Annotated in this window: 25 protein-coding genes; 13 read left to right on the plus strand and 12 right to left on the minus strand. The window is 55.8% G+C overall.

The annotated features are described in order from the left end of the window. The first annotated feature begins 74 nt into the window (after positions 1-74). Complete coding sequence (locus GOV85_RS15045) at positions 75-818, plus strand: DUF3445 domain-containing protein (protein WP_171179567.1); 744 nt, start codon at positions 75-77, stop codon at positions 816-818. Positions 819-853: 35 nt separating this feature from the next. On the opposite strand, the gene GOV85_RS15050 is transcribed toward GOV85_RS15045, so the two are convergent. From GOV85_RS15050 to GOV85_RS15070, 5 genes are all read right to left on the minus strand, one after another. Further along, on the minus strand, positions 854-1,783 hold the full coding sequence (locus GOV85_RS15050; protein WP_171179569.1) for a hypothetical protein: 930 nt from the start codon (positions 1,781-1,783) through the stop codon (positions 854-856). Between the two features lie 181 nt (positions 1,784-1,964). After that, on the minus strand, positions 1,965-2,753 hold the full coding sequence (locus GOV85_RS15055; protein ID WP_171179572.1) for a lytic transglycosylase domain-containing protein: 789 nt from the start codon (positions 2,751-2,753) through the stop codon (positions 1,965-1,967). Positions 2,754-2,819: 66 nt separating this feature from the next. Continuing rightward, complete coding sequence (locus tag GOV85_RS15060; protein WP_171179574.1) at positions 2,820-3,455, minus strand: MSMEG_1061 family FMN-dependent PPOX-type flavoprotein; 636 nt, start codon at positions 3,453-3,455, stop codon at positions 2,820-2,822. Between the two features lie 107 nt (positions 3,456-3,562). Continuing rightward, complete coding sequence (glnA, locus tag GOV85_RS15065) at positions 3,563-4,969, minus strand: type I glutamate--ammonia ligase (RefSeq protein ID WP_171179577.1); 1,407 nt, start codon at positions 4,967-4,969, stop codon at positions 3,563-3,565. A gap of 33 nt (positions 4,970-5,002) precedes the next feature. After that, positions 5,003-5,341, minus strand: a complete 339-nt coding sequence (locus tag GOV85_RS15070) for a P-II family nitrogen regulator (RefSeq protein ID WP_171179579.1) — start codon at positions 5,339-5,341, stop codon at positions 5,003-5,005. A gap of 169 nt (positions 5,342-5,510) precedes the next feature. Between GOV85_RS15070 and GOV85_RS15075 the strand changes: the two genes are divergently transcribed. From GOV85_RS15075 to tig, 3 genes are all read left to right on the plus strand, one after another. Continuing rightward, positions 5,511-7,115 (plus strand): NAD(P)H-hydrate dehydratase, encoded by a 1,605-nt coding sequence (locus GOV85_RS15075; protein ID WP_171179581.1) that lies wholly within the window; start codon positions 5,511-5,513, stop codon positions 7,113-7,115. A 308-nt stretch (positions 7,116-7,423) separates the two neighbouring features. Then, on the plus strand, positions 7,424-8,548 hold the full coding sequence (locus GOV85_RS15080) for a porin (RefSeq protein WP_171179582.1): 1,125 nt from the start codon (positions 7,424-7,426) through the stop codon (positions 8,546-8,548). A gap of 185 nt (positions 8,549-8,733) precedes the next feature. After that, positions 8,734-10,065 (plus strand): trigger factor, encoded by a 1,332-nt coding sequence (gene tig, locus GOV85_RS15085; protein ID WP_171179584.1) that lies wholly within the window; start codon positions 8,734-8,736, stop codon positions 10,063-10,065. 98 nt (positions 10,066-10,163) lie between these two features. Here the strand turns inward: tig and GOV85_RS15090 are convergent, their stop codons facing one another. From GOV85_RS15090 to rpsF, 6 genes are all read right to left on the minus strand, one after another. Further along, positions 10,164-11,012: an acyl-homoserine-lactone synthase gene (locus tag GOV85_RS15090; RefSeq protein ID WP_171179586.1), complete on the minus strand. Its 849-nt coding sequence runs from the start codon at positions 11,010-11,012 to the stop codon at positions 10,164-10,166. A 96-nt stretch (positions 11,013-11,108) separates the two neighbouring features. Beyond that, positions 11,109-11,810 (minus strand): LuxR family transcriptional regulator, encoded by a 702-nt coding sequence (locus tag GOV85_RS15095; protein ID WP_171179589.1) that lies wholly within the window; start codon positions 11,808-11,810, stop codon positions 11,109-11,111. A 238-nt stretch (positions 11,811-12,048) separates the two neighbouring features. Then, on the minus strand, positions 12,049-12,531 hold the full coding sequence (locus GOV85_RS15100; RefSeq protein WP_371732260.1) for a transglycosylase SLT domain-containing protein: 483 nt from the start codon (positions 12,529-12,531) through the stop codon (positions 12,049-12,051). A 156-nt stretch (positions 12,532-12,687) separates the two neighbouring features. After that, positions 12,688-13,308: a 50S ribosomal protein L9 gene (rplI, locus tag GOV85_RS15105; protein WP_171179592.1), complete on the minus strand. Its 621-nt coding sequence runs from the start codon at positions 13,306-13,308 to the stop codon at positions 12,688-12,690. 12 nt (positions 13,309-13,320) lie between these two features. Continuing rightward, positions 13,321-13,548, minus strand: coding sequence for a 30S ribosomal protein S18 (gene rpsR / locus GOV85_RS15110; protein ID WP_005608650.1), 228 nt, complete (start codon positions 13,546-13,548; stop codon positions 13,321-13,323). Between the two features lie 28 nt (positions 13,549-13,576). Beyond that, a complete protein-coding gene (gene rpsF / locus GOV85_RS15115; RefSeq protein WP_171179594.1) occupies positions 13,577-13,930 on the minus strand; it encodes a 30S ribosomal protein S6 in 354 nt (117 codons plus the stop codon). Positions 13,931-14,222: 292 nt separating this feature from the next. Here rpsF and GOV85_RS15120 point away from each other — a divergent pair, with 292 nt between their 5' ends. Both GOV85_RS15120 and GOV85_RS15125 read left to right on the plus strand, forming a co-directional pair. Further along, complete coding sequence (locus tag GOV85_RS15120) at positions 14,223-14,732, plus strand: hypothetical protein (RefSeq protein ID WP_254442989.1); 510 nt, start codon at positions 14,223-14,225, stop codon at positions 14,730-14,732. A gap of 125 nt (positions 14,733-14,857) precedes the next feature. Further along, positions 14,858-15,430: a YceI family protein gene (locus GOV85_RS15125; RefSeq protein ID WP_171179600.1), complete on the plus strand. Its 573-nt coding sequence runs from the start codon at positions 14,858-14,860 to the stop codon at positions 15,428-15,430. Positions 15,431-15,521: 91 nt separating this feature from the next. On the opposite strand, the gene GOV85_RS15130 is transcribed toward GOV85_RS15125, so the two are convergent. Beyond that, on the minus strand, positions 15,522-16,742 hold the full coding sequence (locus tag GOV85_RS15130) for a cytochrome b/b6 domain-containing protein (protein ID WP_171179602.1): 1,221 nt from the start codon (positions 16,740-16,742) through the stop codon (positions 15,522-15,524). Between the two features lie 174 nt (positions 16,743-16,916). Here GOV85_RS15130 and fabD point away from each other — a divergent pair, with 174 nt between their 5' ends. The 7 genes from fabD (at position 16,917) to mltG (ending at position 23,240) form a co-directional block, all read left to right on the plus strand. After that, positions 16,917-17,855, plus strand: coding sequence for an ACP S-malonyltransferase (fabD, locus tag GOV85_RS15135; protein ID WP_171179604.1), 939 nt, complete (start codon positions 16,917-16,919; stop codon positions 17,853-17,855). A gap of 42 nt (positions 17,856-17,897) precedes the next feature. After that, complete coding sequence (gene fabG, locus GOV85_RS15140; RefSeq protein ID WP_171179605.1) at positions 17,898-18,635, plus strand: 3-oxoacyl-[acyl-carrier-protein] reductase; 738 nt, start codon at positions 17,898-17,900, stop codon at positions 18,633-18,635. Positions 18,636-18,843: 208 nt separating this feature from the next. Continuing rightward, a complete protein-coding gene (locus tag GOV85_RS15145; RefSeq protein ID WP_050602116.1) occupies positions 18,844-19,077 on the plus strand; it encodes an acyl carrier protein in 234 nt (77 codons plus the stop codon). A gap of 138 nt (positions 19,078-19,215) precedes the next feature. Further along, complete coding sequence (locus tag GOV85_RS15150; protein ID WP_171179607.1) at positions 19,216-19,755, plus strand: GNAT family N-acetyltransferase; 540 nt, start codon at positions 19,216-19,218, stop codon at positions 19,753-19,755. A 123-nt stretch (positions 19,756-19,878) separates the two neighbouring features. Next, positions 19,879-20,622, plus strand: coding sequence for a HisA/HisF-related TIM barrel protein (locus tag GOV85_RS15155; RefSeq protein WP_171179609.1), 744 nt, complete (start codon positions 19,879-19,881; stop codon positions 20,620-20,622). Between the two features lie 194 nt (positions 20,623-20,816). Continuing rightward, positions 20,817-22,082: a beta-ketoacyl-ACP synthase II gene (gene fabF / locus GOV85_RS15160; RefSeq protein WP_171179611.1), complete on the plus strand. Its 1,266-nt coding sequence runs from the start codon at positions 20,817-20,819 to the stop codon at positions 22,080-22,082. Beyond that, entirely contained in the window at positions 22,083-23,240 is a 1,158-nt protein-coding gene (gene mltG, locus GOV85_RS15165; RefSeq protein ID WP_171179613.1) for an endolytic transglycosylase MltG, read from the plus strand. The last annotated feature ends 57 nt before the right edge of the window (positions 23,241-23,297 follow it).

Below are 23,297 nucleotides of genomic sequence, written 5' to 3' on the forward strand. Positions count from 1 at the left end.
CGTCTGACAAAATTGCGACGGCGAGGCTGTCGTTTTCGACCGACACGTGGCTCCGTGCGTGCTAAGTCTTTGTCATGGGGCAGATTCTACAAAACACAATCCCGTATGATGTTGGTAATCCACGTGCTCTGCCCGGGATACAGCCCACAACACTTGAAGATTGGCTGCATCAGGACGAGGCGTTTTCCGGTCAAATGCAGCGCCGTGAAGAGCTGCTTTGTGATCACCGAGACGACGTTCTGGCCCTTGATCCGCAAGCCGAACCTGCCGCCCAAGAGCTGCTGGATATGGTCTTGGCGCGCGTTTACCCGTCAGCAGCTGAGGCAGTTGTCCGACCCGATGGCGCGACGGTCCTCATTGATCGCAGCCAACCGTTGGATACGTTGTGCAAATTGGTGCAGGAAGACTTCTGCATTCTTCAAAAACTCGGTGAAGAGCATGTTTTGACCGGGGCGATCCTGTGCTTTCCGGCCAGTTGGCGCTTGTTGGAAAAATTCATGCGGCCTCTGGTCGACATTCATGTGCCGGTTCAGAGTTACGACGCCAATATTGCAAAGCGTGTGCAAAGATTGTTCGACGGAATTCAGCCCGGTCGTCCGTTGTGGCGTTTCAATGCTCTTTGGTATGAGGATTCCGAGCTGTTCCAGCCCCGCAGTGCCCATGCCCGACGAGAAATCCCGGATCGGCGCGAGAACTCGTTTTTGCGGAGCGAGCGGCAAACTTTATTGCGTCTGCCCGAAACAAACGCGGTCGTGTTTTCCATCCACACTTATGTGCTGGCCGCGCACGCAGTTGCAGAAATGGAAAACCCCGCCTGACGGCGGGGCCTCCAAGGAGGGTCTTGGTAATTCAGTTACATGCCCAACGCATCTGCAACATCGGCAAACGCATTGCTGGCGTTCAGTGCTACAATGGCAAAAGTGAACACAAGCACCTGGGTATTCAGGCGGAAATCTTCGCCTCGGATCAGGTTGACGGCGGCCATTGACACAGCGATTGGCGCTGAAACGCTGGCCAGAACACCTGTCATGCACCAGCTGCTCAGCCGCAAGACATCGCTTGGGCGTTCACCATCTTCTGTTATTTTGGCTCCAGGCGCGGTCTGGTCAAACGGGGGCGTGTCTTCGCTGCGGAACGCGATGCTGAGCAATTGCTCATCTGTAAGCTGGATCGGACGTGCCGTCGGGGCGTGAAGTGCACTAACAGTGTCGTCCAGCTCGGGCAGGTTGACGCCGGTGAACTGACCGGTCAGTGACTGAAAAATCTGTTTTCGGTCGCGCGTTGCGGGATTAGGCGCCAGGGTGTCGAAGGCGCTCATGAATTGTTCGACCGTTAGCACCGTGCTCGGCGAAAGCCATTCGACTCGCCGGGTCGAGCAGATATCGACCATGCGATACAAAATGACCACCAGCATCAGTTCCGAAATCTCAGTATCATCCAATAACGGGGACACGGGGGTGACTGATAGCACGAGCCGGTTTTGAGGATGTGACACGCGGGGTTTTGTTATGGTTTTTAACCCCGCGGCACGGTCCATACGCTCGTAACGGTCTTCCTGCTCGGGTGTGCCTGTATCCAGCGTAAGGCGAACCAAGTATTGGCTCGATACGATGCTGGCTTCGGAATAACTGAGCAACGCTTTGCGTTCGACCAGATGGCCATAATCTTCAAGCGTTGTGGCAACGATGGTTCCAAAACGCTCTAGAGCGCCGTTTGCGTCACCATCAAATTGCAGGCCGCCATGGTAGCTGTGCTTCCGAGCCACTGCTTTGTCCTTATTCAAGCTTTGTTCGAAAGACACTCTAGCAACCGTTCTGGGGCAGAATTTGGCGAAAAATGCAAAAAACCGAAATTTTCCCGCGATTGATTACGCTTTGGAAACCAAGAAACTAAAGGCTTTTGTTTGTCACTGTGGCGGAAATGTGGCGAAAACGGGTGCTGCGCATGTTTTCCGTGCGGCGACGTTATTGATCGATTCGGGAGGCCATGATCGCGATGGATTGCTGATACACTGAGGCTGCGTTCCACTGCTGCAATACACGGAAATTTGGCTCTCCTGGCTGATAGCCGCGCCCCGGTTTCCAGCCCTTCTTGCGAAGAAAATTTGCGGTTGAAGCCAGTGCGTCCGTCATGTTGTAGAAATCCACACGCCTGTCGCCGGTGGCATCGACCCCATAGGTCAGAGCATTGCCTGGCAGGAATTGCGTGTGGCCCAACTCGCCATGTTTTGCCCCTTTTGTCGCCATTGTGATACTCCCCTTGTCCACCAATTTCAGCGCCCCAATTGCGTGCGGAATAAAGAACTCGGATCGGCGACAATCATAGGCCAAAGTGGTTATTGCGGACACAACCTGGCTGTCGCCCATGAAGTTTCCAAATCCGGTTTCCATGCCATGAATGGCGATCAGCACGCCTGCTGGTACACCGTATTGGCGCTCGAACGCAGCATAATAGTTGGGGTTGGCGGCTTTGCGTTTGCGCCCTTGAGCGACGATAGTGTCGGCCCCTCGGACCCGCATGAATTTGTCCAATGAGTATTTAAAGCTTTTCTGATTGCGGTCCGCCGCGATGGTGCGCGTTGCGTATTGCGTTTGCGACAGCGCACGTAATCCCTTTTTTTTCACCCCGGCCTTTCGTGCCTGTTTCGCAAAATCGGTTTTCCACGCCTCAAAGCCAGCGCTGGTATTCCCGCATGGGGCGGCCAAAACGGGGGCGGTAAGAGACAAGGCAAGGATAGCAGCGAGGCGAAACATAGGTTCAATCCAACGAAGAAGAAATCTGACTTCAGCGTAGCGCGGGTGTCGAGATCGGAAAAGAAGCTAGTAGAGATCTAGCTCTCCTTTTTCCTTTAGCGTCTCAAACCATTCATTAGGGGTGGCCTTGATCCGGGCATGTTTTACCATCATGGCGTTCATGTTTGGCAGGTTGGACGCATCTGGCCACGCGTCGGGTTGCCACAGGTTTGATCGGATGACGCATTTGGGGCAATGCGCAAACACCGTATGAACGTGGATCAGCAGCGCCAGTTTAGGAGCATGGCCAGAGATGGCCATTTGCTCCAGTAGCTGCGGGTCCGCGCAGATTCGGGCTTCGCCTCGTAGTCTGAGTGTCTCCATCTTGCCAGGCACAAAGAATATCACACTGACACGCGGGTCCTTTAGAACGTTGTGAAAGGTATCCACCCGTTTGTTGCCTGGCCTGTCCGGGATCGCGATCAGTGTGTCAGACAATACCTGAACAAAACCAGCCGGGTCCCCCCTTGGTGAGATGTCCAGGTATCCGTCAGGGTTGGCCGAGGCGATCAAGCAGAACGGAGACGTTGCGATGAAGTCGCGGCACATCCGGTCCAGCGCGTTCAGTTCTTTGGCGAGGATCTGAGGCAGAGGGGAGCCTGTGATACGCTCAAGGTCCTCTGCCGTGGTCACAATGTTGGAAAACTGTGAAAAAGCGTTCATGCGATCTCTCCTGCATTGGGATCGATGGGCAGGAGTGTGAAAGATCAATACTAACGAAACAAGGGCGCCCGATTGGACGCCCTTGCAGATTTAAACCCAAGCCCAGCTTAGCAGCTGTAATACATGCCGTATTCAACCGGGTGCGGGGTGTGCTCGTAGGTTTCGACCTCTTCCATTTTCAGTGCGATATAGCCGTCGATCTGGTCTTTGGTGAAAACGTCGCCCTGCAGCAGGAAGTCGTGATCAGATGCCAGAGCTTCCAGAGCTTCGCGCAGGCTGCCGCAAACGGTCGGAATGTCGGCCAGTTCTTCGGCAGGCAGATCGTACAGGTTCTTGTCCATGGCTTCGCCCGGATCGATCTTGTTCTTGATACCGTCCAGACCAGCCATCAGCAGTGCGGCAAACGCCAGATAGGGGTTCGCAGCCGGATCCGGGAAGCGGGCCTCAACGCGCTTGGCTTTCGGGCTTTCCGTCCACGGAATACGGACACAACCCGAACGGTTACGGGCCGAGTAGGCGCGCAGAACGGGCGCTTCGAAGCCGGGGATCAGACGCTTGTAGCTGTTGGTCGCCGGGTTGGTGAAGGCGTTCAGGGTCTTGGCGTGCTTCAGGATGCCGCCGATGAAGTACAGTGCTTCGTCTGACAGGTCGGCGTATTTGTCACCTGCGAACAACGGCTTGCCGTCTTTCCAGATCGACATGTTCACGTGCATACCAGTGCCGTTGTCACCCGCGATCGGCTTCGGCATGAAAGTCGCCGATTTGCCGTAAGCATGCGCAACGTTGTGGATAACGTATTTGTACTTCTGCAGCTCGTCCGCTTGTTTGGTCAGGCTGTCGAAGATCAGGCCCAGTTCGTGCTGGCACGAGGCAACCTCGTGGTGGTGCTTGTCGACCTTCATGCCTAGACGCTTCATGGTCGACAGCATTTCCGAACGCAGATCCTGCGCTTCGTCAACCGGGTTCACCGGGAAGTAGCCACCCTTGACGCCCGGACGGTGGCCCATGTTGCCCATCTCGTACTCGGTGTCGGTGTTCCACGACGCGTCGGTCGCATCAACTTCGTAGGATACTTTGTTGATACTATTGGAGAAACGAACATCGTCAAACAGGAAGAACTCGGCTTCCGGACCCATATAGGCAACGTCGCCGATGCCGGATGCTTTCAGGTAAGCTTCGGCTTTCTGAGCAGTACCGCGCGGGTCACGCTCGTATGCTTCGCCAGTGTCGGGTTCAACAACCGAGCAGTGCAGGCAGATGGTCTTTTCCGCGTAGAACGGATCGACATAGGCGCTGCCTGTGTCGGGCATCAGTTTCATGTCCGAAGCTTCGATCGATTTCCATCCCGCGATGGACGAACCGTCGAACATAAAGCCTTCTTCCAAGAAGTCCTCGTCGACCTGATCGGCCATGATCGTCACGTGCTGAAGCTTACCGCGCGGGTCGGTGAAGCGGATGTCGACGTATTCTGCGTCTTCTTCCTTGATCAGCTGAAGAACTGCGTCCTTGCTCATTCTCTTGTTTCCTCTGACTTGAAGATTTGAGTTTTACAGCGCGTCCGAACCGGTCTCGCCGGTACGGATACGGATGGCTTGTTCAATTGGTGAGACAAAAATTTTGCCATCACCGATTTTGTCGGTTTTTGCGGCCGAAACGATGGCTTCGATGGCGGCATCGACCTGATCATCGTCCAACACGACCTCGACCTTCACCTTGGGCAGAAAGTCGACGACATATTCTGCGCCACGGTAGAGTTCCGTGTGTCCTTTCTGGCGGCCGAAGCCTTTGACTTCGATCACGCTGAGGCCCTGGACGCCGACGTCCTGTAATGCCTCTTTCACTTCGTCCAGTTTGAACGGCTTGATGATCGCTTCGATCTTTTTCATCCCGGCTCACCTCGCATGGTTGTCAGACCCGCAGTGATCACGTCTAAGATCAGGCGGCAATGTGATTGCGGAATTGTTGTGCGGCGGGCAGGGCGAATTTCGAGGCTGGGTGAGATTTTGGGCATGTTGCACAAAAAGTAATCGAAATTGAATCTCGGAAAGGATTGAGATGACAGAGTTGCTGACAGCGGCCCAAATGCGGGCGATTGAGCGGGCCGCCATCGAGTCCGGTAAAGTGACAGGTCTGGAACTGATGGAACTGGCCGGGCTGGGCGTTGTCGACGCGATCTTCGAGGAATGGCCGGAGTTGCGGGATCGAGGGGCCAGCCCCTCGAGCTCCCCGAGGTATTTGGGGCCAGATGAAGGGGATCCCCGGCGCGCGGTGGTTTTGTGCGGGCCTGGGAACAATGGTGGCGACGGGTTTGTTGTTGCGCGTCTTCTGCGAGAGTTAGGATGGGAGGTTGAGGTTTTTCTGTATGGGGAACCAGAAAAGCTGCCTCCGGATGCGCGGGTGAATTATGAGCGGTGGGCCAAGCTTGGCGAAACGCATGCCAGGGTCATCGATCCTGCGCCGTTTCATGACGATTATTTGCGCTTTCCCGACAGATTTGACCTGATTGTTGATGGGCTGTTCGGAACCGGGTTGACGCGTCCCTTTAGCGGCGTGTTTGCTCACTTGGCTCTCGAAGAAACAAGATCTCTAGTTCGAGAGAAGGGCGCGCGCATCGTCTCGATCGACACCCCAAGTGGTCTGTGTGCAGACAGTGGTCATGTGATCGGGAATGCGATTGAAGCCGATCTGACGGTCACCTTCCATGCAAGAAAGATTGGGCATGTGGTGGCCGATGGACCGTTGAAGTGCGGCAACGTCAGAAACAAGTCCATCGGTCTTGCTCATTCTGAACCCGACCAAGTCGTACGCTTGATGTCTTCACAGGATGTTTTGGTCGCGAAAGAAGTCTCTGGTCACAAATACACCCACGGTCACGCCCTAATCCTGTCGGGCGGTTCCGGAAAAACCGGCGCGGCGCGGTTAGCGGCGCGGGGGGCGCTACGAATTGGGGCCGGGTTGGTAACATTGGGGGTACCGCCCTCGGCACAGATGGAAGTGGCCAGTCAGATCACAGCTTTGATGATGCAACGGGTTGAGGGGGCGGAGAGTTTGGCTGAGGTCCTGAGCGACACGCGCCTGAATGCGCTTTGTCTGGGGCCAGCGCTTGGATTGCAGCGAGCTCGTACGTTGGTTTCTGTGGCTTTGGCGGCGAGACGGGCGACAGTGTTGGATGCCGATGCCTTGTCAGCTTTTGCAGACGATCCGACCGTCTTATTTGAGCAGATTCACGAGAAATGCGTTCTGACTCCGCATGGTGGAGAGTTTGCGAGGCTTTTCCCGGACATTGCAGAGAAGCTGAATGCGGTGCCAACCAAAGGTCCGGCTTATTCCAAGGTTGACGCTACGCGGGCCGCGGCGAAACGGGCGGGGTGTGTGGTTCTCTTCAAAGGGCAGGATACGGTGATTGCGTCACCAGATGGGCAATGCTCGATCAATGCGGCGTGTTACGAAAGGGCGGCCCCCTGGCTGGCAACCGCTGGGTCCGGCGACGTGTTGGCGGGTTTCATCACGGGTTTGCTGGCTCGTGGGTTTGCACCGATGCAAGCGGCCGAGACGGCGGCGTGGCTGCATATGGAATGCGCGTGCCAATTCGGGCCCGGTTTGATCGCCGAAGATATTCCAGAGCAACTGCCCGAAGTGTTTAGAAAGATGAATATTTGAGTGTGTTGGCGGGGAATGGCTCAATCCACACAAAACCGGCAAAATTCCGCCGATCGCGTCTGTATGATGACAGAGCGAGTGTTTGCCAGACACACATTCGGACGGCACAGTTTTTCTGAGCACCTCCGAAACGGATTGGCGGTGATGTGTTTAAGTTAATGAAATACATTGTAAAACTTTCACGACCGCTGTGCCCAGTGTTGCGAATTTGCAATTCCTTTACAAAACAGCGCGCTGTTATCTGGAACGTCGATGCTCGGTAATCAATTAGACGGGGTGAAAGACCCGAACCATTCATGGTGAGTGAAATGACTTTTAAATTCAAAACCCTATCCGTTGCCGCCACGTTGACAGCGACGACGGTCATCCCGGCTGCGGCAGAACTGAAATATGAAAACAACACTGGTGGTTATGTTCTGCTGTACGGGCAACTGCACCCTGCGCTGATCTCGGTCGATGACGGACAAGATACCGAGACCCGCGTTCTGGACAACGATTTGTCGAACAGCCGCGTGGGCCTGCGCCTGATGCAGCCATATGGCAGCAATGAGTTCCAGTTTTGGTTCGAAACGGGTCTCGGTTTGCCGGGGTCCGCGTCGGCCGATCAATTTGGAACCAACGCTGATGGCTGGAATCGCGAAGACATTCGCCACGTGGATTTCTCGCTCAAGGGCGGCTATGGCAAGTTCTCAGCCGGTCAGGGCAGTATGGTCGCTGATGGTGCCGCAGAGGTCGATCTTTCGTATGTCGGAACTGCGTTGTATTCGTTTACCAATGATGAAAACGCAGGCTTCTTTTACCGCGATACGACCGGTTTGCTGAGCGGAATTACTGTCGGAGACAGCGCAAGCAACTTTGACGGCGGGCGCCGTGGGCGTGTGCGGTATGATACGCCATCGTTGAATGGGTTTTCGGCTGGTTTTGCGTATGGTCAGAATATTCTGTCCAGCAGCGATGATGATGACTATTACGACGTTGGCCTGTTCTATGAAAACACCTTTGCCGGTGGTGTGAAATTCGCAGCAGCCATTGCTTATGCGGTGAGAGATCGGGATGACAATTCCGGGGATAGCAAAGACACGATAGGCTCTGCGTCGGTTCTGCTGCCGAGCGGTCTGGGATTTACGATCGCGGGTGGTACGCGTGACGATGATCAGGCTGGTGCAACGGATCCGAATTACTGGTACGGCAAAATCTCGTACGAAGGAAACTGGATTTCATGGGGAAAGACGGGTGTCGGTATTGATTACTATGACGGTTCGGATTTCGACAGCAACGGGTCGGACACCAAGGCCTGGGGTATCGCGGTGGTTCAGAAAGTCGACGCGATCGATACAGACGTTTACCTGAAATACCGCAACCACGACTTTGATGACGGATCATCCTTTGACAACAACGAAGCCTGGGTTCTGGGTGCGCGTTGGAAGTTCTGATCGACGTGACAGCGCCAAACGTAAACGCCCCGGTTTCCGGGGCGTTCTTTTTTGCGGTTTAGGCGATCAAATGCTGTTGGATTCCGCCTTTGCCCCTTGCACGTAAGCTGCTGGCCAAATAGAAGGCGTCAAATTTGCCCGGCGCGCCCTTTTTGCGCGCCCCGAATCCTATGGGGACTACCATAATGCAGGTTACCGAGACGCTGAACGAAGGTCTGAAACGTGGCTACAACATCGTTGTGACCGCAGCCGAGCTGGACGACAAGGTCAATGAAAAGCTGACCGAAGCGCAGCCGGAAATCGAAATGAAAGGTTTCCGCAAGGGCAAGGTGCCGATGGCGCTGCTTAAGAAGCAGTTTGGCCAGCGCCTGCTGGGTGAAGCGATGCAGGAAAGCATCGACGGTGCGATGAACCAGCACTTTGAAGACAGCGGTGACCGCCCTGCGCTGCAGCCCGAGGTCAAGATGACCAACGAGGATTGGAAAGAAGGCGACGACGTTGAAGTGGCGATGTCTTATGAGGCACTGCCTGCAATTCCCGAGGTTGACCTGAAGTCGGTCGAGCTGGAGAAGCTGGTTGTCAAAGCTGACGATGCTGCTGTGGAAGAAGCACTGAACAACCTGGCCGAAACTGCGCAGGATTTCAAAGCGCGTCGCAAAGGTTCGAAAGCCAAAGATGGCGATCAGATCGTATTCGACTTTGTCGGCAAGGTTGACGGCGAAGAGTTCGAGGGTGGATCGGCCGAAGATTATCCTTTGGTTCTGGGCTCGAACAGCTTCATCCCTGGCTTTGAAGAGCAGTTGGTTGGTGTGAAGGCTGAAGAAGAAAAGGACGTCAACGTCACTTTCCCCGAAGAATACGGTGCCGAGCACCTGGCTGGAAAAGATGCCGTTTTCACTTGCACCATCAAAGAAGTGAAGGAGCCGGTGGCCGCAGAAGTAAACGACGAACTGGCCATGAAATTCGGCGCCGAAGATCTGGACGCCCTGAAAGCGCAGATTTCCGAACGTCTGGAAGCAGAATACGCCGGTGCATCGCGTGCGGTCATGAAGCGCACTCTGCTGGATGTGCTGGACGAGAAAGTCTCGTTCGACCTGCCGCCGTCGCTGGTGGAAGCCGAAGCCAAGCAGATCGCGCACCAGCTGTTCCACGAGGAAAACCCGGACGTGGAAGGCCATGACCACGGCGAAGTGGAGCCCACGGAAGAGCACACCAAGCTTGCAGAGCGCCGTGTACGTCTCGGTCTGCTGCTGGCCGAGTTGGGCCAGAAGGCCGAGGTTGAAGTGACCGACGCGGAAATGACACAGGCGATCATGAACCAGGCGCGTCAGTACCCGGGTCAAGAGCGTCAGTTCTTTGAGTTCGTTCAGCAGAACGCTCAGATGCAGCAGCAAATGCGTGCGCCGATCTTTGAAGACAAGGTTGTCGACTATGTGTTCGAGCTGGCTCAGGTCAGCGAAAAGGACGTGAGCAAAGACGATCTGCAAAAAGCCGTAGAGGCTCTGGAAGAGGAGTAATCCTCTTCCGCCCATTCCCAATGGGCACAAAGCAACGGAGCCGCCTGTTGATCAGACGGCTCCGCATGGGTGGCTTTTGTATCTATGAGGTGAGGGGGTCAGGCCTCATGAGCAAAAGCGCGGGGGGTTTCTAAAAGAGCGGTTCTCTGCTCTGGGGTGAACGTGTCCATCAGCGTCTCTATCAGCTTAAGGACATCCTGCCGCTCAGCTTCGGTTTTTGCGGCGTTCATCTGTTCCACAAAATACTTCTCAAGATCGGTGAGCGGTTGGTGGTTGGTGTTGGCTGGCGCTTCAGTTTTGCCCTGAGCAAACAGTTCCAGCGCCTGTTCATCGGACATAAAGACATCGTGATCGATGCCAGCATAGTCGCGGATGCCCGAAATACGCTCGTCTGAGCAATCCATCAGAGCTGCCATTGCCACCACTTTACCCATAGGTTTGGCTGAGCCAAGGTAGTCATATGGAGCGTTTCCTGATCGCTGGAGAACGCGGTTCATGACCGGGTCGATGACGGCGATCGAATCCAGCACGCCAGCGGTTTTTGCATATTCGAACGATCCGATCATGACCTCGCTGGTGACATAGGACACAGAGTTTTTGCCGCGGCCGCGGCCCAGTTTCTTGGTGTCGACGCAGAAACGGGTTGCTTCCCAAACCTGCGAACTGCGGAGTGGTGGCTCTCCGTCCAAGATCGAGTTGAATACGTCCGACAACATGTGTGGACCAGTTGTCTGCAACAGGCGCATACAACCGACGACTTCCCCCTCGTCGTTGATGCTGACCACATGCGCAGGATTTAGGTCGTCGAACATGTCGCGCTCGCGACCGTCCACGATATTAACTTCCCAGCCCAAACGATCCCCGAACACACGAGCCCGAAGCTTGAACATATCGTCCAGGACGTCTTTGAATTTATGTTGGTTGATACCATCAATTACGATGATCATTTCCATCCCCCTGCAGTCTGGTTACCGTGACACAACATTTAACCATATTGTGATCGGGGACTATTGGGGATTTCCCGTATTTTTGCGATTTTTTACTTAACCCGGTGCTATTAAGCCCAGACCTATTGCCCGTCCGATGGCTTGGGGAGTGGTCAGCGCGCCCAGTTTTTCCCGACCCGACCGCATGTGAACCTCAACCGTTCGGTGCGAGATAGACAAAATATCGCCGACATCTTGTTGGGATTTGCCTTCGGCAACCCATTGCAAAATCTCTTTTTCGCGCGTGGACAGGGCAGGGAGGTAAAGCGCTTTGGCCAGAACGCCAGACTGCATAACCATGTCATGAGCATGCACAGCCGCCATTTGCAGATCGCCCATAACATGCTTTTTCAGCTTTTCCCACTCACCGTCTGAACAATCGCGTGTCACGCTGAGAATCCCGCACTCGCCATAAGGACCACGAACAGGGACAGTCAACCCGCGTGGGGTAATGCCAAAGTCATGCGCGTCGCGAAAAACAGCGTTGAAGTTTTCGTCCTGATTAAAGCGGCTCCAATCGACCGGGGCGATGCTTAGAACGGATTGATAGATTGTGGGATCGAAATGGTGATACCCGTGGCTGCCATAATGAATCTTCCACTCGTCAGGATAGTTTGCATATCCTTGCACATCCCCTTTGACAGGGTTCATCGTGGCATAGGACGCGTAGTCGAATCCAAGCTCCTCGCAGACAGAATTTATAACGTCTGCGGTCGACTTTTCCTCGTGGTCAAGCGCGGCCAAGTCTATCAGTTTCACCTGTCCAACCTTTGTTTAGCCCTTCCCATCCCTCAAGAAGTGCCAAGTTTGTCCGTATTCAACGCTACGTTGCGTCAACCGATGCGCAAAGCGCAAGGGAAGTGTTCATATCTCGCAGTTTGGTGCGTGTTTTGCGCAACATTAAACCTCGAATGCGGCTGAATATGGTGATATTGCGGGGGATTTGACGTGAATTCGCGTCGAATGTCCATAGTTAATCGCTAGATTGTGCAGACTGCTACTGCGATTTCAATCCAGTTTCTACCAGCAATCCGCGGGCTTTGGCCTCGGGCCAATACCCTTTGGCATACAGAAAGATCGCGCGTTGCTGGTCTCCATCAGACAGCAACCATGCCCCGCGCAGGTATTTGCCTGCGAATTCTAGGTTGGTATCCGCGTCCAGCAATCCTTCGGCATTGCCTTTGTATCCCATGGACCGTGCTGTGGCTGGGAGGATCTGCAATAGCCCATAATATGGGCGGTTCACTGCCCATGGGCGGTGTGTGCTTTCGCGGATGGCCAGTTTATGCACAAGCTCACGGGGCAGCTCGTAATGGTCTGCCCATTTGTTGATCGACGCTCTGAGTTCAGGGGTTTCGTTTGGATATAGCGGTGGGTTGTATAGGGACGTGTCCGCTTTGGAGACTTCTCCGCCACCACAGGCAAGCAGTGGCGTTGCGAACAAAAGAGCAAGAATGCTGCGGCGAGGGTAAACAGGCATCATGAATCTCCGGTCAATAGGGCGCTATGATATGGAACGTTTGTCCGGTCGCAACACTAGCGATCAATTTGGGCCGAAATTTGCTGGTGTGACTGCGGCGCACAAAAAAGGCCGCACAAATTGCGCGGCCTTTGGATTGGTAGGTTCGAAACCTGATCAGGCTTTCGCTTCGTCTTCCTCAGCAGGAGAGACTTCGGCAGCCAGGTCATCATCATCTGACGCAGCCGAGCCGATGTCGTCGAACAGTTCGGCGATTTCGAATTCAGCAGCGGCTTCTTCTTCAGCAGCCAGTTCCTGGATCGATTTACCCGATGCCTGAAGTTCAGCTTCTTCTTCCGAACGAGCAACGTTCATCTTGATCGCGACTTCGACCTCGGGGTGGAGACGAACACCAACGGTGTGCAGACCCAGTTCCTTGATCGGAGCAAGCAGGACGACCTGTTTCTTGTCGACGGTGAAACCGGCCTCAGTCGCAGCGTCTGCCGCGTCACGCGGGGTGACAGAGCCGTACAGAGCGCCAGCATCGGATGCCGAGCGAATCACGATGAACTGCTGACCGTCCAGCTTTTCAGCCAGTGCTTCAGCTTCTTTCTTGGTTTCCAGGTTGCGGGCTTCCAGCTGCGCTTTCTGGGCTTCGAACGAGGCGATGTTCGCATCGGACGCGCTCAGCGCTTTGCCTTGGGGCAGCAGGAAGTTGCGGGCATAGCCGGGCTTGACGTCAACGACGTCGCCCATCTGACCCAGTTTCGCAACGCGTTCCAGCAGGATAACTTGCATGTCAGTGTCTCCTTACTTCACGGCGTAGGGCAGCAGGGCGAGGAAGCGGGCGCGTTTGATAGCACGGGCCAGTTCACGCTGCTTTTTCGCCGAAACGGCGGTGATGCGCGAAGGAACAATCTTGCCACGCTCAGAGATGTAGCGCTGCAGCAGACGGGTGTCCTTGTAGTCGATTTTCGGCGCGTTCTCACCCGAGAACGGGCAGACCTTACGACGGCGGAAAAATGGTTTTGCGGCCATGGTTTAGTGTCCTTTCCTCAGGCGGTGATCAACGACGCTCGCGGCGGTCGCCACGTTCGTCACGCTTCTGCATCTGAATCGACGGGCCGTCTTCGTGGCCGTCGACCTTGATGGTCAGAACACGCATGACATCGTCATGCAGGCGCATCAGGCGTTCCATTTCCTGAACCGCACCCGAGGGGGCATCGGTCTTCAGGAAGGCATAGTGGCCTTTGCGGTTTTTGTTGATCTTGTAGGCCATCGTCTTGACGCCCCAGTACTCGCTGTCGACGAGGCTGCCGCCATTGTCGGCCAGTACGGTGCCAAAGTGTTCGACGAGGCTTTCCGCCTGCGCGTTGGACAGGTCCTGACGCGCGATCATTACATGCTCATACAGTGGCATGTGCACTCCTGTTTATATCAAGGCGCATTTCATAGGCGGGGCCATCTGGTCCTTCGCGACCCTGCCACGAGAGGCTGCGCGATTCATATGACTGCGAAGGATGGCCCCGTATACACGTTTGAGCGGGCGGGGCAAGCCCTGCCACATATGCCTTTGAGACGCCGCCCAATTTCCTTTGGGGTGCCCAATTGCTGACGCTTTTCGGCTCAAAGTTGTTTTGCATACCGGACGATACCCGGAGCCAATTTTTATTCGACAGTAACCTGACAAAAGGTGAAATGTTATGACCGCGATGAACACAAACACATACCGGGAAGATGCGGCGGGATCGCGTTTTGAGCACTCGGTCCCGGTAATGATTGCCTTCGCGCCGAATTGGAAGGCGCGTCTGATCCTGGCGCGGATGGTTGGCGCTTTTCTGATCGTATCGGCGTTTTCCATGTGGCTGATGCCGGGGTCCGTCATTGAGGCTGAAGTCTGGCCCATCAAGATGGCCGCTTCGATGCTGTTTTTGATCGTTGGTGTCAGCCTGCTGACAATCGAGGTTCTTGATCCTCGTCCTGATGCCTATTTCGACCCAATTCGCCGCGAAGTACGAGTGCTGCAGAAGAACGAGGACGGGCGTCCGCAGACTGTTTTGCGCCGCAGCTATGACTCTTTGGGTGGTGCGCGTTTTGAAGAGAATGAAGTTCATCTGTTTGACGTGGACGGAAGCTTGTTGATGAAGCTGCCGCTTGAATCGGCGGATGTCAGCCGAGCTCTGAAAGGACAGCTGAGCAAAAGCGTAACAATTTTCGGCTGATATTTATTCTGTTCAAAAAGGAACAGAAATTGTTAGCCAACAGAGGTTGTGTGCCGCCCTAGGGCGGCACATCTTGTTTTTGAGCAACCCCATCGGCTTGCATTCACAAAAACGCGGAGATTGTTATGAAATCCACCCTTCTTGCTGCTGCTTTGGCCGTTTCGGCGACTGCTTCGTTCGCCAGCGCTGAGAAATACGTGCTGGACCCCAGCCACAGCCAGGTTCTTTTCAGCTATGACCACCTTGGGTTTTCGACCACCTATGGCATGTTCTCGGGCTTTGAGGGCGAGATCTTGTTTGATCAGGAAAACCCTGCGGCGTCCAGCGTCAGCGTTTCGATGCCAGTCATGGAGATGTTCACCGGCTGGAAGCCGCGCGAAGATCACTTTATGACCGAGGATTTCTTCGGCGCTGCCGAGGGCGATCTGATCACTTTCACTTCGACCGGTATCGAGGTGACGGGCGACGACACCGCCAACATCACCGGCGATTTGACCATGAATGGCGTCACCAAATCCGTTGTTCTGGACGCCAAGTTGAACAAAGCGGACAGCCACCCGATGGCCAACAAGCCTTGGGCCGGCTTCAACGCAACGACAACTTTGGTTCGCAGCGATTTCGATCTGGGTCAGTTTGCACCGTTTGTCGGTGACGAAGTTCAGGTTCAAATCTCGATAGAGGCCCAAAAGGCCGACTAAAGCCCACATTGCTAAAGACAAAGCCGCCGGTGAGCATTTCACCGGCGGTTTTTTGTTGAACCGTCCTTTTTCCGCGTGGATAGCCCTAGGATCATTCCGCGCGGGTAGCTGTAAGGTCGACGGAAACAGAGACGGCAAAACCCAGGGATTCCTCGGTGGGCTGTGACGTGCCGACATCAAATTCCAAGCGGTTCAAATCAACCGAGCCAGACATTACGGCTGTTTCACCCTCAACATCCAGCGAGAAGGGCAGCACGATATCAATCGTTTTGTCGCGAATTGTCAGGGGGCCGCGAGCTTCAAACCCGGTTTCGGTCCTGAAGAGGTCAGCAGTGAATTGAGCAGTGGGGAATTGCGCCGTATTGAAGAAATCGGCACCCATGGCCTGCTCGGTAACTGTACCAAGATTGAGCGAGCCAATGGCAATGGTGACGTCCACTGATCCCGCAGGTCCGACTTGCGCCGGGTCGTCGAATGTGATGGCCGCCGTCCAGTCTGTAAAGGAACCGGTGACGGGGCTGCCCAGTTGCGAGATCGTAATCGACAGAGTGCCTGTCTGAACTTGCCAGTCCGATTGAACCTCGGCCAGTTCGATGTCGGCGTCTCCAGCTTCCCGAGCGAATTCACCCGTGACCCAACCGCCCGTCAAAACCATAGCCCAGACCGCCAAAGCGGCAACTGCGGGAACGAGAGAATGGTGTTGTCGCGGGGGTTCAGGCGCATCCGAACGTCCTGGCAGCATTCTGCGCAACGTGCTGTCTTTATCGACGACATGGTGTTTCAACGCGCCAGCGATGTGCAGAACCAGAGAACCGACCAAAACCCACATGAACAGCCAATGAAGCACGCCTGTAACCTCGGCCAGTACGTCGGACTTGGGAACAAAGGGCAAGTTTTGCCCAAAAGGCCATAGGATCGGAGCAAAGCCTTCTGTTGCGGCGTGGTGAACCCACCCGCTGAGAGGAACAAGAACCAAGGATCCATAAAGAAGCCAGTGAACGGTCTCTGCGGCGAAGGCCTCAGGCTTGTTTTCGGCATTCAAAAGGCCGGGCTTTGTTTGGGTGAGGGCCCACAGGATACGCGCCAATGCGACGAAGAACACTGCGATCCCGACTGTTTTGTGCAGCGAAAAGACGCGCGCTGCGCGGGCGATCTCGGCTTCGGTTGGTGCGGTGTCTGCGTGAAGAACCGCATATGCAAGGTTGTCTGCGACCCAGCCGAGCGGCAAGGTCGTCAGGATCAGCAGGGCTGTGAGCCAGTGAAACGTCTTTGCAACGCTTCCGTAGCTGGAAAAGGAATTGGTCGCGGCCATGGGTCGTGGACTCCGAGATTCTTGATCTTGTCCAACGTAAAGCTGACAGAATGAGACACAAGTAAGCGCGGGCGCACAGCAACAGTGCCAGAATGCAGAACGCAGGCAGCGCTTGTGCCAGACGAGCAGTCAGTTTACACCCCGCCGCAACCTAACAGCATGCATGAGGTTGCAATGACACTCGCGTTCGTTTTTCCGGGGCAGGGCGCCCAGACAATCGGTATGGGCAAAGCGCTGGCCGAGGCTTACCCGGCGGCGCAAGCCATCTTTGATGAGGTGGACGACGCTCTGGGTGAGAAACTGAGCAGCCTGATCTGGGATGGCGATATCGCTGAGTTGACGCTGACACAGAATGCGCAACCCGCGTTAATGGCAACGTCAATGGCCGCAATGCGTGCCTTGGAGGCCGACGGTGTTTCAATCAGCAAGACCGCTTTTGTGGCGGGGCACTCGCTTGGTGAATATTCCGCTTTGGCCGCTGCTGGAGCGTTATCGGTTGCCGACACCGCGCGCCTGTTGCGCACGCGCGGGCAAGCCATGCAAAGCGCCGTGCCCGTGGGTGAGGGGGCCATGGCCGCTGTTCTCGGGCTGGACCTTGAAGCGGTACGCGCCGTTGCCGAAGAGGCCGCGCAGGGCGAGGTATGTCAGGCGGCCAATGACAACGACCCAACCCAGGTTGTTGTGTCCGGTTCAAAAGCCGCCGTTGAGCGTGCTGCTGAGATCGCCAAAGAAAAAGGGGCTAAACGTGCAGTTATGTTGCCTGTAAGTGCTCCATTTCACTGTGCGCTGATGCAACCTGCTGCAGATGTAATGGCGGAAGCCCTTGCTGCAGTCGAAATTAAGGCACCTGCAGTGCCGTTGGTCGCCAATGTACGCGCTGAGGCGGTCAGCGACCCTGATTTGATCCGTCAGTTGCTTGTCGAACAAGTGACGGGCTCGGTGCGCTGGCGCGAAAGCGTGCAGTACATGGCTGCGCAGGGTGTGACCGAGACATGGGAGATTGGCGCCGGCAAAGCACTCTCTGGAATGATCCGTAAAACCGACCGTGCCATCGCCGGCAAAGCTGTGGGTGCGCCGGAAGATGTTCATAAGGCCCTTCAGGCCGAATCGTAAGCTGAATGCGCGTCTTTGCCGACGCACCAAGAGGGAAACTGTATGTTTGATTTGACAGGTAAAAACGCACTGATCACTGGTGCGTCAGGGGGCATCGGTGGTGACATTGCACGTGTACTGCACGGCGCGGGTGCAACGGTTGGGTTGTCCGGTACACGGGTCGAACCGCTGCAAGCCCTTGCTGATGAGCTTGGCGAGCGTGCACATGTACTGCCTTGTAATCTGAGTGATCCCGAAGCTGTGGAGGCGCTGCCGAAGCAAGCGGCCGAGGTGATGGGATCGGTCGACATTCTGGTCAACAACGCCGGTATAACGCGCGACAATCTGTTTATGCGTATGTCAGACGAGGAATGGCAAAGCGTCATTGACGTGAACATGACCTCGACCATGAAACTGTGTAAAGGCGTGATCCGGGGCATGATGAAGGCCCGATGGGGGCGCATCGTGAATGTCTCGTCCATCGTGGCGGCTATCGGTAATCCGGGGCAAACTAACTACGCCGCTTCAAAGGCCGGAATGATTGGTTTTTCCAAGGCCTTGGCCCATGAAGTTGCAACGCGCGGTATCACCGTAAATGCCGTGGCGCCGGGTTTCATCACAACGGCAATGACAGAAAAGCTGAGCGAGGATCAGAAAAAGGGTTTGTTGACCAAGGTTCCGGCGGGCCGCATGGGCGACCCCAGAGAAATTGCTGCGGCGGTTCTGTACCTCGCAAGCCCCGAAGCAGGCTATGTCACCGGAAGCACCTTGCATGTGAACGGCGGTATGGTCATGTTGTGATCGCATCAGGGGCGAGCGCGAAAGCGTTTGCCTCTTGCGTCGACTATGCTATAGGCGGCGCATCTATGCGGGGCCGGTCTTTCAGGTCGGCCTTCTACTTTCCCGGTTTCCCGGGACCCAAACCGCCCGAAACGGGCAAATCAAAGCCAACCCGTGCGGGCAAGGGCAGAATCGGGCAGACCGCCCTGTAAAGGAATGAGGAATAGATATGAGCGACGTCGCAGATCGCGTTAAGAAGATCGTTGTTGAGCACCTGGGTGTTGAAGAAGATAAGGTCGTTGAAAACGCGTCCTTCATCGACGATCTGGGCGCAGACAGCCTGGACACTGTTGAGCTGGTTATGGCCTTCGAAGAAGAGTTCGGCATCGAGATCCCCGATGACGCAGCCGAAACCATTCAAACATTCGGCGACGCGGTTAAGTTCATCAGCGAAGCGTCCTAAGCGTTTCTATCTGATCAAAAGCGGCGCTTCCGAGCAACGGAGGCGCCGTTTTTTTGTGCCCGATCAAATTTCGGTCTTGCGTGGTCATTTTCCACTGCGCACTGTTTCCATTGAGGCAAAACTCAAAGTGGACAGGGCATGATAAGATCCACTCCAATGATAAATACCGCGCGTTTGACGCTTTGCGCCATGCGCCCCGAGGATTTTGAGCGGTTCGCCGAAATCTGGCGTGACCCTTGCGTCGTTCAGAATATTGGCGGGACGCCACGGTCACGTGGCGAAGCGTGGGATTCGTTTCTGCGAAATGCTGGGCATTGGCAAATGGCCGGATTCGGCCAGTGGGGCGTAATGCAGCAGTCAACGCGTACGCTGATAGGGCAGGCAGGGTTCTTCTACGGCAACCGACGTATGGGGGAGGATTTTGACGGTTTCCCCGAAGCCGGTTGGATCCTAGCCCCCGAAGCTCAGGGCCAAGGGTTGGGATATGAAGCGGCCAAGGCCGCCCATGATTGGTTTGATCGGGTGATTCCCGGACCTTTGGTTGCAATGGTGAACGCGTCGAATACGTCTTCGCAGAAGCTCGCGAAAAAGCTGGGCTATGTTCTGATCCGTGAAGGGGTATATAATGAAACCCCGGTGCATTTGTTGCGGCGCAACGGACCACCCGCCCGCGCGTAATTCCGCCAGTTCGCCTATATGCCGCAAAATGGCCAAACTGTGCCGATCCCGGTAAATCGGGTTTGGAATGTGTGATCTATGCTGCCGGGGATTTTCAGAGCGATTGAGCGGAGGAGCAAGCTCATGAGGATTTACCCCACGATGGAACTGCAGAACGGCCGGTGTGTCACGCTGGATAAAGGCCGTCTGGATAACGCGATGATCTGGCATGTGAATCCGGTTGAAACCGCGCGGAGCTGGGCCGAGGCAGGTGCCGAATGGATGCATCTGACTGATTTCGACGCGATTGAAGGCAAGGACACCAACGCCCAGCTGATTGAGGAAATCATTCGCGGAGCAGAGATTCCCGTGCAACTGGCCGGCGGTATGCGCACACGTGAACAGGTCGAATACTGGATCGACAAAGGGGTGGGGCGTGTCGTTATCGGCACGTTGGCCGCGCTGGAGCCGAATCTGGTCAAAGAACTGGCCAAGCTCTATCCGGATCAGATCGTGCTGTCTGTCGACGTCTGGCAGGGATTTGTCATGACGGATGGCTGGCGTAACCAGAGCGCCTTTACACCCGAGGCATTTATTGACGCGTTTGAGGGCGTTCCGTTTGCAGCGATTGTCGTCACGGATATCGATAGCGACATGGAAGATGTAGACGCGCAGCTTGGTTTGATTTCCGGGATCGCCGGGCATTCCCGGACCCCGGTAATTGCAAGCGGAGTCGTGCGCACGGCGGACGATATATCCCGTCTGGCCTATATCCCGAACATTTCGGGCGCAATTGTCGGGCGGGCGCTGTTCCGAAAGTCGCTGGAATTGTCAGATGCTCTGGAGATGGCTAAGGCCGCACACGAGCCAGTGGCGCAGTTCCAATAAGCCGAATAAACAAACCATCCCGCCCTTTCTGCTGCGCGCGTGAAAGGGCGGGTACTGTGTTTTCCTTAAAATACGCGTTTCTCTGGGTGATCGGCGGCAGGATGCCGGCGCGGAAATCGCCCTTGCTCTTGCCCCCGGACCCCGGGCCGGGGTATGAGCGGTTCTCATAACAGGAAGCAGGCAAGAGGCACTTCATGCGCAGAGTCGTTGTAACCGGTCTTGGATTGGTCACTCCTTTGGCCAGCGGGGTCGAGGAAACATGGTCGCGGTTGCTGGACGGGGAATCCGGCGCAGGCCCCATCACGCATTTCGACTCTGAGGCAAGCGGGGTCACAACGACCTATGCCTGCGAGGTGCCGCGCGGGGATGGTACCAACGGAACGTTCAATCCTGACGATTGGATGCCGCCGAAAGAACAGCGCAAGATCGAAGACTTCATCCTGTATTCGATTGCGGCCGCGGAAATGGCCTGCAAGGACGCCAACTGGTTGCCGGAGGATGAGGAAGACCGTCTGCGAACAGGTGTTCTGATTGGTTCGGGTATTGGTGGGTTGGGCTCGATTGCCAACACCGCTAATCTGATCCGCGACAAGGGTCCGCGCCGGGTGTCACCGTTCTTTATTCCGGGTGCTCTGATCAACCTGGCCTCGGGTCAGGTGTCGATCCGCCACGGTTTCAAAGGGCCGAACCACTCTGTTGTGACCGCATGTTCGACTGGTGCCCATGCGATTGGCGATGCCAGCCGTATTATCCGCGCGGGTGATGCGGACGTCATGGTTGCAGGTGGCGGCGAAGGCTGCATCTGCGAGATCGGGATTGCAGGTTTCAATGCCTGTAAGGCGCTGTCGACGAAATATGCAGACGACCCGAAGAAAGCCAGCCGTCCCTATGACGTCGACCGCGACGGGTTCGTCATGGGCGAGGGTGCGGGCATCGTGGTGTTGGAAGACTACGAACACGCAAAAGCACGTGGAGCCAAGATTTATGCCGAAGTTCTGGGTTATGGCATGTCGGGTGATGCGTATCACATCACCGCGCCGTCAGAGGATGGCGATGGGGCCGAACGTTCGATGAAGGCCGCGCTGCGCAGTGCCGGGCTGGAGCCGAAAGATCTGGACTATATCAACGCGCATGGCACCTCGACCATGGCGGATACGATTGAGTTGGGTGCTGTGGAACGCCTGCTGGGCGATCATGCGTCAAACGCCACAATGACATCGACAAAGTCAGCCACTGGGCACTTGCTGGGGGCTGCGGGCGCGATTGAGGCAATTTTCTCGATTCTGGCAATCCGTGATCAGGTTGCGCCGCCGACGATCAACTTGGACAACCCGGCGGTCGAAACACCGATTGATCTGGCACCGAATGCCAAGCGCGAGCGTGAGATCAACGTGGCTCTGTCAAACTCGTTCGGGTTTGGCGGTACCAATGCCAGCGTGATCTTTGGAAAGGTCAGCTAAATGTGGCGGGCCATTGCTTCGAATGCTCTGACCATGTTGGTGGTCGGCCTGTTCCTGATGGGCGGTCTGATCCTTTGGGGGCAATCCCAGTACAAGGCGGAAGGCCCGCTTGAAACCGCAATCTGCCTGCAGGTCAGAAGCGGATCGAACATGACGCGTGTCAGTCAGGAACTGCAAGAGCAAGGCGCGATTACCAATGCGACGCTGTTCCGGATGGCAGCGGACTACACCGACCGCGCGCAGCAGCTGAAAGCCGGTAGCTTTCTGGTGCGCGAAGGCGCGTCGATGGAGCAGATCATCGCTGAGATTACCAGCAGCGGTGCCAGCACCTGCGGATCCGAGATCGAATACCGCATCGGCGTGACCCGTGCCCAGACACGGGTGCGCGAGCTGAACCCCGCGACGTTGGAGTTTGATGAAATCGCGTCTTTCGATGCGTTGGAGGAAGAGGCGCCAGAAACCTATACCAAAAAACGTAACGAGGCCGATACCAGGTACCGTGTGTCGTTGGCCGAAGGCGTGACCTCGTGGCAGGTGGTTGAGGCGTTGAAGTCCTTCGAGGCGCTGGCCGGAGAAGTGACTGAGATTCCGGCCGAGGGGATGTTGGCTCCAGACAGCTATGACATTGTGGCCGGTCAGGACCGCAACGACGTCCTGCAAGCCATGCAAGATAAACAGCAGCTTCGGATCAATGCGGCCTGGGAAAACCGTCAGGATGGCTTGCCGCTGGAAAGCCCCGAAGAGATGCTGATCCTTGCTTCGATCATCGAAAAGGAAACCGGAGTTCCCGAAGAGCGTGGTCAAGTAGCCAGCGTGTTCGTGAATCGCCTGAATCAAGGGATGCGGTTGCAGACGGACCCGACGGTCATCTACGGCGTGACCAAAGGGCAGGGCACTTTGGGTCGGGGTTTGCGGCGCAGCGAGTTGAATCGCCCAACGCCGTGGAACACGTACCAAATCGATGGGTTGCCGCCGACCCCGATTGCGAACCCAGGTTTGGCAAGTCTTGAGGCTGCTGTTGCGCCGGATGACACCAGCTTTGTGTTCTTTGTGGCCGATGGTACCGGCGGTCATGCGTTTGCAGAGACGTTGCAGGAGCACAATCGTAACGTAGCCAAGTGGCGCGAGATTGAAGCCGAGCGGAACTCGGGGAATTAATCCGAACCTTAAACGCTTTCAAAAGAAACGCCGACGTCAGAGGGTTGTCTGACGTCG

Source organism: Ruegeria sp. HKCCA4633, from assembly GCF_013034605.1.
Lineage (GTDB): Bacteria > Pseudomonadota > Alphaproteobacteria > Rhodobacterales > Rhodobacteraceae > Ruegeria.